The organism is Limosilactobacillus pulli (assembly GCF_947381555.1).
Lineage (GTDB): Bacteria > Bacillota > Bacilli > Lactobacillales > Lactobacillaceae > Limosilactobacillus > Limosilactobacillus pulli.
The window spans coordinates 1-9,355 of the sequence record NZ_CANCWQ010000041.1 but is presented as its reverse complement, the minus strand read 5'-3'; the positions used below and the strand labels follow the sequence as shown (position 1 = coordinate 9,355).

Annotated in this window: 11 protein-coding genes and 1 other annotated feature; all 11 genes read right to left on the bottom strand. The window is 47.6% G+C overall.

The genetic code is table 11. From position 1 onward, the window contains the following. Positions 1 to 580 precede the first annotated feature (580 nt). The 11 genes from hisC to hisJ all read right to left on the bottom strand — a co-directional run bounded on the left by hisC (position 581) and on the right by hisJ (position 9,264). Positions 581 to 1,657 carry a histidinol-phosphate transaminase gene (hisC, locus tag QOS03_RS08605; protein WP_283576117.1) on the bottom strand — a complete coding sequence of 359 codons (1,077 nt, stop codon included), beginning with the start codon at positions 1,655 to 1,657 and terminating at the stop codon, positions 581 to 583. A gap of 10 nt (positions 1,658 to 1,667) precedes the next feature. Further along, complete coding sequence (hisE, locus tag QOS03_RS08600; RefSeq protein WP_272208261.1) at positions 1,668 to 1,994, bottom strand: phosphoribosyl-ATP diphosphatase; 327 nt, start codon at positions 1,992 to 1,994, stop codon at positions 1,668 to 1,670. Then, complete coding sequence (gene hisI, locus QOS03_RS08595) at positions 1,975 to 2,325, bottom strand: phosphoribosyl-AMP cyclohydrolase (protein WP_283576116.1); 351 nt, start codon at positions 2,323 to 2,325, stop codon at positions 1,975 to 1,977. Before hisI ends, hisE begins: the two co-directional genes overlap by 20 nt. Beyond that, positions 2,322 to 3,083 carry an imidazole glycerol phosphate synthase subunit HisF gene (gene hisF / locus QOS03_RS08590; RefSeq protein ID WP_283576115.1) on the bottom strand — a complete coding sequence of 254 codons (762 nt, stop codon included), beginning with the start codon at positions 3,081 to 3,083 and terminating at the stop codon, positions 2,322 to 2,324. The genes hisI and hisF overlap by 4 nt, the downstream gene beginning before the upstream one ends. Then, the gene (hisA, locus tag QOS03_RS08585; RefSeq protein WP_283576114.1) at positions 3,073 to 3,798 is read right to left on the bottom strand and encodes a 1-(5-phosphoribosyl)-5-[(5-phosphoribosylamino)methylideneamino]imidazole-4-carboxamide isomerase; all 726 of its coding nucleotides are present in this window, start codon (positions 3,796 to 3,798) and stop codon (positions 3,073 to 3,075) included. Before hisA ends, hisF begins: the two co-directional genes overlap by 11 nt. Then, on the bottom strand, positions 3,795 to 4,409 hold the full coding sequence (gene hisH, locus QOS03_RS08580; RefSeq protein WP_283576113.1) for an imidazole glycerol phosphate synthase subunit HisH: 615 nt from the start codon (positions 4,407 to 4,409) through the stop codon (positions 3,795 to 3,797). Before hisH ends, hisA begins: the two co-directional genes overlap by 4 nt. Next, positions 4,409 to 4,993: an imidazoleglycerol-phosphate dehydratase HisB gene (gene hisB / locus QOS03_RS08575; RefSeq protein ID WP_056968395.1), complete on the bottom strand. Its 585-nt coding sequence runs from the start codon at positions 4,991 to 4,993 to the stop codon at positions 4,409 to 4,411. Before hisB ends, hisH begins: the two co-directional genes overlap by 1 nt. 4 nt (positions 4,994 to 4,997) lie before the next feature. Continuing rightward, positions 4,998 to 6,281 carry a histidinol dehydrogenase gene (gene hisD / locus QOS03_RS08570; protein ID WP_283576118.1) on the bottom strand — a complete coding sequence of 428 codons (1,284 nt, stop codon included), beginning with the start codon at positions 6,279 to 6,281 and terminating at the stop codon, positions 4,998 to 5,000. Beyond that, positions 6,253 to 6,912 (bottom strand): ATP phosphoribosyltransferase, encoded by a 660-nt coding sequence (gene hisG / locus QOS03_RS08565; RefSeq protein WP_283576112.1) that lies wholly within the window; start codon positions 6,910 to 6,912, stop codon positions 6,253 to 6,255. Before hisG ends, hisD begins: the two co-directional genes overlap by 29 nt. Further along, entirely contained in the window at positions 6,906 to 8,063 is a 1,158-nt protein-coding gene (locus tag QOS03_RS08560) for an ATP phosphoribosyltransferase regulatory subunit (protein ID WP_283576111.1), read from the bottom strand. Before QOS03_RS08560 ends, hisG begins: the two co-directional genes overlap by 7 nt. Before the next feature lie 71 nt (positions 8,064 to 8,134). Next, positions 8,135 to 8,366: a binding site (T-box leader), on the bottom strand. A 40-nt stretch (positions 8,367 to 8,406) separates the two neighbouring features. Continuing rightward, a complete protein-coding gene (gene hisJ, locus QOS03_RS08555; protein WP_283576110.1) occupies positions 8,407 to 9,264 on the bottom strand; it encodes a histidinol-phosphatase HisJ in 858 nt (285 codons plus the stop codon). Between the last annotated feature and the right edge of the window lie 91 nt (positions 9,265 to 9,355).

The window sequence follows — 9,355 nt, the reverse complement described above, 5'->3', positions numbered from 1 at the left end:
ATCAAACTCTCATATAAAATATAAGAACTTGAAAAGCTCAAATTTAAATTAAGCGAATTGACTTCGCAAATGTTTTTTGCATCAATCGTAATAATTGATGACCCTGCACATTTGTGTTCGTCGAAACTGTATTCAGTTTTCAAAGGTCTACCAAGTTGCGATTTTAAATAAGCAACTTTATCAGTTTAACAAATTGTCAACTACCTGTCAAGAACTTTTTTAATCAATTTTTCTTGGTAATTTGGCGAAAATCCGTTGATCTCAAGTGATCAGCAACTCATCGCCGCGACAACGTTATCTAATATACCGAGATCGCAAGCAAATGTCAACGACAAAAAACAAACTTTTTTGATTTATTTAAGAAACATGAACATTGATTAAGTAAATCGTTTGTTTAGTAACGGAAATGTTGAACTTTTTGGCAGTAGTTAAGAATAAATCATCGTTTTTTCAAATAGAGACGTCTTGAAAAATAAAAATCAGACATCCAAATTTTTAAGATAGCTGCTTAATCAATCAGCTTATTTTCAATTAAAACAGAAAAACTGCCTTGTCTAAACAAAGCAGTCAATCCGAACTCTTAATTCAAAAAATCAGCCATAATCTGCTGCATCGCCAGATTGTCATTCGGCAGGCCAATCGTTACCCGCAGCCAGTCAGCAGCAAATCCGGTGCGAATCTGATACCCGTTTTCCAAGAAGCGTTCAGCTAGCTGATCAGCATCCGGCACCTTAAAGTAGATGAAATTAGCTTGACTGGGATAATAGAAAATATGGTGCTGCTTTAAAAATTTCTCCCATTTATCACGCTCTTTTGCATTTTTAGCCGCTACCTGCTCGACAAACTCTTGATCAGCAAAAGCAGCCAAAGCCGCCACCTGTGATAGAGTATTCAGGTTGTATGGCAGGCGCACCGTCTGCAGATAACGTACCCGCTGATCATCAGCAATGATATAGCCAACCCGATAGCCGGCCAGCCCATAGATCTTTGAGAAAGTTCTTAAAACAGCCACGTTGTCAAATTCTTCAAGCAGCGACAATGCCGAGGCTGGTTGTGCTGACCTGACGAAATCAATATATGCCTCATCGATCAGCACCAAAACATCTTTAGGAACCTGAGTCATAAAATCACGCAGCGCTGCTGTTTCATTATACCCACCAGTCGGATTATTAGGATTGCACAGCCAGATCATTTTGGTATTTGGCGTAATGTTGTTTAAAAAAGCATTTAAATCATTGGCGCCGCTTTGAGAATCAATCGGCACGCTTTTGATGGTCGCGCCTTCAATCTGAGCATTGAGGCCGTATTCGGAAAACGTCGGTTCAGCAACCAAGATCTCATCCCCTGATTCCAAAAAAACTCTTGAAACCAGAGTAATAATCTCATCCAAGCCACAGCCAAAGACAATGTTTTCTGCCTTAACGCCCAATTTTTGAGCAATCATTGCTCGCAGCTCAGTCGCATTGCCGTCTGGATACCAATTGCCACTCCCTTGCTGCACGGCGTCAATAACCGCGGCTGCAACCTTAGGCGAGGTCCCGTATGGATTTTCATTGGCCGAAAGCTTGGCAACGCGGCTAAGACCATATCGCTTGGCAATCGTCTCGGTCGGCGTTGGCGGCACATAGCTTGCCAGCTGCTTAATCGTTTCTTTCATCGGATCACCTCTAAAGCTTTTTGATTGGGGCACGATCCTTAAACTGGCTCATCTGACCAACGCGCGAGCCCAGTTCTTCTTTGATTTTTTCAAATGGCAGATCGCATTCAACGAGCAGAACAATTAAATGATACAGCAGATCAGCCGTTTCATACTGCAGTTCAGCCGGATCACTGTTTTTGGCGGCAACGATAACCTCAGTCGTTTCTTCACCAACTTTTTTCAAGATCTTATCCAGGCCTTTTTTAAAGAGATAGTCAGTATACGAGCCATCAATTGGATTTTCTTTTCGTTCTTTGACCAGGTTATAAAGTTCTTCAAGATTCTGTTGCGTCATTTAGGTTACCTTCTTTCGTTAATTCAATCGGGTTAAAAAAGCAGCTGGATCGGCCAGTGTGACAAGCCGGCCCTTTTGGATCAACCGTTACCAAAAGCGTATCGCCATCACAGTCAAGCGTCATGCTGACCACCCGCTGCGTATTGCCGCTGGTAGCTCCCTTATGCCAAAGCTCTTTGCGGGAACGAGACCAAAACCACGTCTCACCACTAGCCAGCGTTTTTTGAAAGCTTTCCTCATTCATCCAGGCGACCATCAAGACGGCTTTGGTAGTGACATCAACTACCACCGTCGTCAGCAGACCATTCATTTTTGAAAAATCGGGTTTCATTGACGAACCGGCACCCCTTTCTTAGCCAGCATCTGCTTAACCTGCGGAATCGTCAGTTCTTTAAAGTGAAAGACCGAGGCGGCCAAAGCTCCCGTCACTGGTGTCTGCTCAAATACGTCAACAAAATCCTGAATCTTACCGGCCCCACCAGAAGCAATGATCGGCGCGTTGACGACACGGCCAATCGTCTGGTAAAGCTTGAGATCAAAGCCATCTTTAGTCCCATCGCAGTCCATGCTGGTGATCAGCAGTTCGCCGGCACCCAGCTCAACGGCTTTTTTAGCCCAGGCAACTGCCTCAAGATCCGTCTTTTGCTGACCGCCATGCGTATAGACAAAATATTTGCCGACTACTGGATCCCACCGAACGTCAATCGCCACCACAACGGCTTGACTGCCAAATCGTTCGGCGCCCTGGCTGATCAGTCGTGGGTTGACAACCGCTGCTGAGTTGATCGCGGTTTTGTCAGCTCCAGCCTTTAGCATGCGCCCCATGTCGGCCAGATTTTTAATGCCGCCACCAACCGTAAGCGGCATAAAGACTTGTTTGGATACCGCCTCGACCACGCTGCTCATGGTCTGCCGCTTTTCATTGGTTGCCGTGATATCCAAAAAAACCAGTTCATCAGCGCCTTGTTTTTCATATGCCGCCGCAATTGCAACCGGATCGCCGACATCTTTTAAGTTGACGAAATGAACGCCTTTTTTCACTCGGCCATCAGCTACGTCCAGACACGGAATGATTCGTTTAGCCAGCATTCTCATTCACCTCCGCAATCTGCTCTAAGGTTACCTTGCCCGCTGCAATCGCCTTGCCAACGATCACGTCTTTTAAACCAGCATGATTAAGTTTTCTCAGATCATCAAGACTGCCAACGCCGCCTGATGCCACGATCCGCGTCTCAGGAAATTTTTGCTGCAAGCCTTGCAGCAGTTCGATATTTGGCCCCGTCAGCGTACCGTCCGTTGCCGTATCAGTAACGATAAAACGCTTGGCCCCAGCAGCAGTCATCACCGCGATCAGATCGGCCATTGAAGTCGTGGACTGATTGAGCCAGCCATCAGTCGCTACTTGACCGTCACGACCGTCAACACCGATCGTAATCGCCCGACTGCCGAATTTTTCCAGCATCTGCTTGGTAAATTCAGGATCTTTTAGGGCTACCGAACCAAGAATAACGCGATCAACCCCGCTTTTTAGGTAGCGCCTGATCGTCTGCTCGTTTCGAATACCGCCGCCAATCTCGGTTTCACCAGCAAATACCTTAACGATCTGACTTACCAGCTCAAAATTCTGTGGCTGACCGGTCTTAGCGCCATCCAGATCCACCAGATGCAGCCCACCGATGCCGGCCTCTCTAATCAAGCGCGCCTGCCTGATTGGATCAGCACTGACCAGCGTTTCTTGTTTGAAGTCGCCTTGATAGAGCCGCACGCTGCTGCCGCCTTGAAGATCAATTGCTGGATAAATCATGCTTTCACCGCCTTTTCAAAAAATGTTTGCAGCAAATTCAGCCCAACTTGACCGCTTTTTTCAGGGTGAAACTGGAAACCATAAACGTTGTCTTTTTGAACGATTGCTGGCACGGCCACGCCATAGTCAACCGTTGATACGATATATTCATCAGCACATTTGGCATAATAAGAATGAACAAAATAGGTATATTGCCGATCGATCGACTTAAAAATACTTTCCGGCCGTTGCAGTTCGTTTTGATTCCATCCCACCTGCGGAACGATTCTTTGACCATCATCATCGGGAATTCGCACGACCTGTCCTGGAATCAAGCCCAGGCCCGCTACACTGCCGAATTCGGTTGACGAGTCAAACAAAAGCTGCATGCCCAGGCAGATGCCCAAAAACGGCGTTCCATTGGCAACCGTGCTTTTAATGACTTGATCGAGCCCAGTTTCTTTTAAGCGAGTCATGGCCGCGCCAAATGCTCCCACGCCTGGAAACAGCACCACATCCGCCTGCGATATTTTTTGTGGGTCAGCCGTCAGTTCAGCTTCTCGGCCTAGGTATCGACAGGCCTTGAGCACGTTAAAGACGTTGCCTGCTCCATAATCGATTACCGCGATCATCAAATCATCCCCTTGGTTGAGTTAACTCCTTGAATGGCTGGATTGATCGTAACCGCTTGCCGCATCGCGCGGGCCGTTGCCTTGAACAATCCTTCAATCTTGTGGTGCGTGTTGCGGCCATATAATACTCTGGCGTGCAGATTCATCTCGGCATTAAAGGCCAGCGCCTGGAAAAAGTCCTCGGTAATTTCCGTTTCATAGGTGCCTAGCCGTGGATTGGTCAGCTCGGCATCAAATACCAGATAGGAACGGCCGCTTAAATCAACCGTAACCTGTGCCAGCGTCTCATCCATTGGTACAAAGGCATTGCCATAGCGCTCAATCTGCGCCTTGTCGCCTAATGCTTCTTTAAAGCACTGCCCTAAGACGATGCCGGTATCTTCAACCGTGTGATGAGCATCAACGTTCAGATCTCCTTTGACCTCCACGACTAAGCCAAAGCGGCCGTGCTTGGCAAACAGCTCCAGCATGTGGTCAAAAAAGCCCACGCCGGTATTAATGGCAACCTGACTTTGATCGTCAAGATTCAGCGCGACTTTGATCTGCGTCTCTTTCGTAGCTCGGTTTATCGTTGCTTTGCGCATCTGATCAGTCCTCCTTGTCAAATCTGGCTTCAATAGCGCGGGCGTGAGCTTCCAAGCCTTCCGTGCGTGCCAGCTTGGTAATGGCTTTGAGATCAGCTTTAAGATTTTGACGATCAAACTGAATGAACTGAGTCCGCTTGACAAAATCATAAACCCCCAACGGTGAAGCAAAGCGTGCTGTTCCACCAGTTGGCAGCACGTGATTTGGTCCGGCCACGTAATCACCCAAAGGCTCGCTGGCGTAGCGGCCCAGGAACACTGAGCCGGCATTTTTGATCAGGCCCAAGTACTGCGTTGGATTTTTCAATTGAACCTCCAAGTGTTCCGGAGCCACGTCGTTCATCAATTCAAACATCTCAGCCGTATTTTCCATCACTGCAATAAAACCGCGATCCTCAATGGAAGTTCGTGCAATCTCTTGACGCGGCAACGCACTCAATTGGCGTTCAATCTCTTTAGAAACGGCCTCGGCCAGCGACTTGCTGTTGGTAATCAGCATGGCCCGGGCCCGCTTGTCGTGTTCAGCTTGTGACAAAAGATCAGCCGCGATTTCTTTGGCATTGGCACTTTCATCAGCCAGGATGCCGATTTCAGATGGACCGGCTACCATATCAATGGCTACCTTGCCAAACACCTGCTTTTTAGCCGTTGCCACGAAGATGTTGCCGGGGCCCATAATCTTATCGACAGCGGGGATGGTTTCCGTGCCATAGGCTAAAGCAGCAATGGCTTGAGCACCGCCAACCTGATAGACCTCATCGACTCCGGCCAGTTTGGCAGCTGCCAAGACCGCGGGATTGATGCCGGCTGGCTGTGGTGGCGTTACCATTACAATCCGTTTAACTCCAGCCAGCTTAGCCGGAATGCCACACATCAGAATAGTTGATGGATAGGCTGCCGTTCCGCCTGGCACATACAGACCTACGCTGGCCAGCGGCGTAATCTTTTCACCGCGCATGATTCCTGGTGTGCTGACATCAACAAAGCTGTTTTCAATTTCTTGTTTGTGGAAGCTGGTAATGTTTTGCTTAGCCAGTTCCAAAACCGCCCGTAAGTCTTCATCGATTGAATCCAAGGCCTGGTCAAGCTGAAAGGCCGGAATGGAAAAATCTGCCAGGTTGACACTATCAAACTTGCGCTCATAGTCGCGAACTGCTTGGTCACCGTTTTGTGCTACATTTTGAATAATCTCGCTGACGGTCTTTTCGATTTCAAAATCAATGGTTTGTTCAGTGTAGCGAGCAATGATTTTTTTCATTTCATTCAGTGACTTTTCGTAAATCTTCATCATACTCTTCCTCCATCGCCTGTCTTAATTGATTCGTCAATGTAAATATCTCATCACGCTTCTGCTTTAAGGCAACCGGATTAGCCACCAGCCGACTCGTGATTATGTCCAGCCAGTCATGAACGACCAAGTGATTAACCCGCAGCGTTGTTCCAGTTTCAGTCAGATCAACGATGGCATCGGCCAAGCCAGTCAGTGGTGCCAGTTCAACCGAGCCGGCAATCTTGATGATCTCGACGTCTTCACCTTGGCTGGCAAACCAGCGGCGCGCCACGTTGGGATACTTGGTGCCAATTACCTTACGGCGCGGCTGGTTCCAGTCAAAATCGCTTTTTGAGGCAACGATAAATTTACAGCGACCAGTGTTTAAATCCAACAGTTCATTTACCTGCTCATCGGCACCCTGTTCTTCTAAAACATCGCTGCCCACGACGCCCAGATCAACCGCTCCTTTTCTTAGATAGGTGCAGACGTCTTCACCTTTAACCAGAATGATCTGATACTGATCACCCAGATTGATAATTAAGCGGCGCTGCTTATCGATCAAGGGCTGACAGTCAATATTGCATCGCTGCAAAAGCGGAATGAACTTCTTTTCAACTCTTCCTTTGGTCAGTGCGATTCTCAGCATTCCTTCATCCCCTTTTTAGCATCCAAGGCGACCAGTTTTACCCCCGCTGTTTGGGCCTGCTGCTGAGCCTCCTGCAACGAATCAGCCAAAGCCAGCGAATAGTTGCCGTGCTTTTCAACCAATGCTGCCGCCTGTCCGAGAAGCTCAAACGGCGCGTAGACAAAGACCGGCTGTTTTTTGACCGGTTTGAGTGCTGTCGCCTCGGCCAAGGCATCAATGTTGATTCCCAAGCCAACCGCGGGCTCCAACTGTGACTGAAAGTTGGCCAAAAGACGGTTGTAGCGTCCACCGCTGATTAAATAGGCACCGGTCGTCTTTTCCACATAGCCTTTCATAACGATACCCGTATAGTATTTTTGCGGCACCGCACTGCTGAGATCGACAATTACCTGCTGATCAGCCAGCTCACCAGCGAATTCAGCCACCGTCTTGAGTTGACCAAGTAACGGACAGGCCGGCTCAGGAACCTTGACTTCTGCCAACATGTCGTTGACCTCCGCCAACGTGCCAAACAGCCATGGCCATTTACGCAGAAACGGCATTGTCTGAGGGGCATCAACCTGTCTGAGCAGCTTTTCATAGGCCGGAAAGTTTTTATGATAAAGTGCCTGGGCCAATTGCTGCTGCAGTTCTTCATCCAGTTCAAGCGCATCGAGAATCGTATCAACCAGTCTGGCGTGTCCCAGCTCAATCGTTAACTGGTTGTCCAGCAGATGGCGGTTAAGCTGATGCATTAAGATCACACCTTCCATTTCTGCCTTCAATGAACCATAGCCGATTAATTCGATGCCAGCCTGCGTCTGTTCGTTTTGCCCGCCTGAAAGCTCAGGTGCCGCTTGAAACCGCTCACCCAGATAATAAATTTTTTTGGGGAGCTTAACGTTGGTCGTTGCCAAGAACCGGGCAACCGGCAAGGTCAGATCCGGTCTCAAGACCAACTCATCGCCAGCCGGGTCAATCACTCGATACTGCTCACTTTGCATGTTGAACTCGGCAAACAGATCCCGTCGCTCCACGATTGGCGTAATGATGCGTCGATAACCACGACTGCGCAGATTTTTCATCAGCCAGGCACTGATTTGATCCTTTGATTCTGCCTCCGTGCCAAACTGATCGCGCAAGCCAGCCGGTAAAGCAATGCTGCTCATCATGATAATGCCTCCTCTCATTTTTTGCTCATTTATTTTTTATATAAAAAAGCGTCCTCTCTGCCCATCTGGACAAAGAGGACGCTTTTCGCGTGGTCCCACCTCAAATTCGATCGCCCCTTGCGAAACGATCCTCATGCTGGATAAAATTCAGCCCTGATAACGAGTGGTCCCGGAACAGCCTACTTATAACCTTTCAGCTGGTCGGCTCACCGGTGTGGTTCACTATCGCAATCAATCTCTTCCCAACTTTGCGAGACTCTCTTAATAATCCACGATAGCTACTCTCCGGTTCATTACCATTAAAAAACAATGAGACTCATTTGGTATTGTAGTTATATTATTCTCATCTTTTAAGAGTGTCAAGAACTTTTAAAAAATTTTTCATACCGTGCCAGCCACGACCAACCTCATCAACACCATGCGCATCCGATCCAAAAATCAGCGGTACTCCGGCATTTAATGCTGCCAATGCAATCTGAATGCCTGGGTAAAAATCATTGCAGTATTTTTTGTAAAGACCAGCCGAATTAAAATCCAAGCTCAGCTGCCGTTTGCTGGCAGTGGCCATGATCTCATCAATCAGCCGCTGACATGACTGATCAAAAGCTTCCGGCAGACTGAAATAATCTTGATATTTTTTGATCAGACTGATATGGCCAAGCTTATCGGGACTAAAACTTCCCAAATCGCAGCGGGCACTGGCCAAGACCGTTTTTAAATAACGCTGATATAGCAGCTGCGGCGTCTTCAGCTCATTGGCAAACCCAGCCTGCAGCTCATCTATGGAGTAGTCAATCCCCCAAAACTTTCCTTGATCATCTTGAAGATAATGCACCGATAAGATGTTGTGCTGGGTATTTTTTCCGTATTGATCCAAAAAGGCGCGCGTCGCTTCTTCAAAGCCCGCCAGATACTCAATCTCAAAACCGATACTGATCTTGATCTGGCCGGCATACTCGCTTTTCATCTGATCAGCTAAGTTTAGATAATCGTCAACCTGCTCCCAGCTAAGTCCTTCCGTTTGCCAATCGTCAGCTGGACCGGCAAATCGTTGAACAAAGTCTTTTGGCATCGGCGCGTGCTCAGTAATCCAGTATTCGTCAAAACCAAGCTCAATTGCTCTTTCAATCATCGCTCGTGTCTTCTCATGGCTGCCATGAGGACATAACTCAGTATGCGTATGACCATCAATTTTAAGCATTCTAATCATTCCCTGAGAGTGTCAATAATTTTGTGTACTTTTGAAAATCCTTCTTTGTATGAAATGCTTACTTAAATAAACATGGAATCCA

Coding starts and splice junctions, on each gene's coding strand:
- hisD (WP_283576118.1), bottom strand. CDS start 6,281: ATGAAGATTTACGAAAAGTCACTGAATGAAATGAAAAAAATCATTGCT.
- QOS03_RS08560 (WP_283576111.1), bottom strand. CDS start 8,063: ATGATGAGCAGCATTGCTTTACCGGCTGGCTTGCGCGATCAGTTTGGC.
- hisB (WP_056968395.1), bottom strand. CDS start 4,993: ATGCGCAAAGCAACGATAAACCGAGCTACGAAAGAGACGCAGATCAAA.
- hisA (WP_283576114.1), bottom strand. CDS start 3,798: ATGATTTATCCAGCAATTGATCTTCAAGGCGGCAGCAGCGTGCGGCTC.
- hisI (WP_283576116.1), bottom strand. CDS start 2,325: ATGAAACCCGATTTTTCAAAAATGAATGGTCTGCTGACGACGGTGGTA.
- hisE (WP_272208261.1), bottom strand. CDS start 1,994: ATGACGCAACAGAATCTTGAAGAACTTTATAACCTGGTCAAAGAACGA.
- hisJ (WP_283576110.1), bottom strand. CDS start 9,264: ATGCTTAAAATTGATGGTCATACGCATACTGAGTTATGTCCTCATGGC.
- hisC (WP_283576117.1), bottom strand. CDS start 1,657: ATGAAAGAAACGATTAAGCAGCTGGCAAGCTATGTGCCGCCAACGCCG.
- hisH (WP_283576113.1), bottom strand. CDS start 4,409: ATGATCGCGGTAATCGATTATGGAGCAGGCAACGTCTTTAACGTGCTC.
- hisF (WP_283576115.1), bottom strand. CDS start 3,083: ATGCTGGCTAAACGAATCATTCCGTGTCTGGACGTAGCTGATGGCCGA.
- hisG (WP_283576112.1), bottom strand. CDS start 6,912: ATGCTGAGAATCGCACTGACCAAAGGAAGAGTTGAAAAGAAGTTCATT.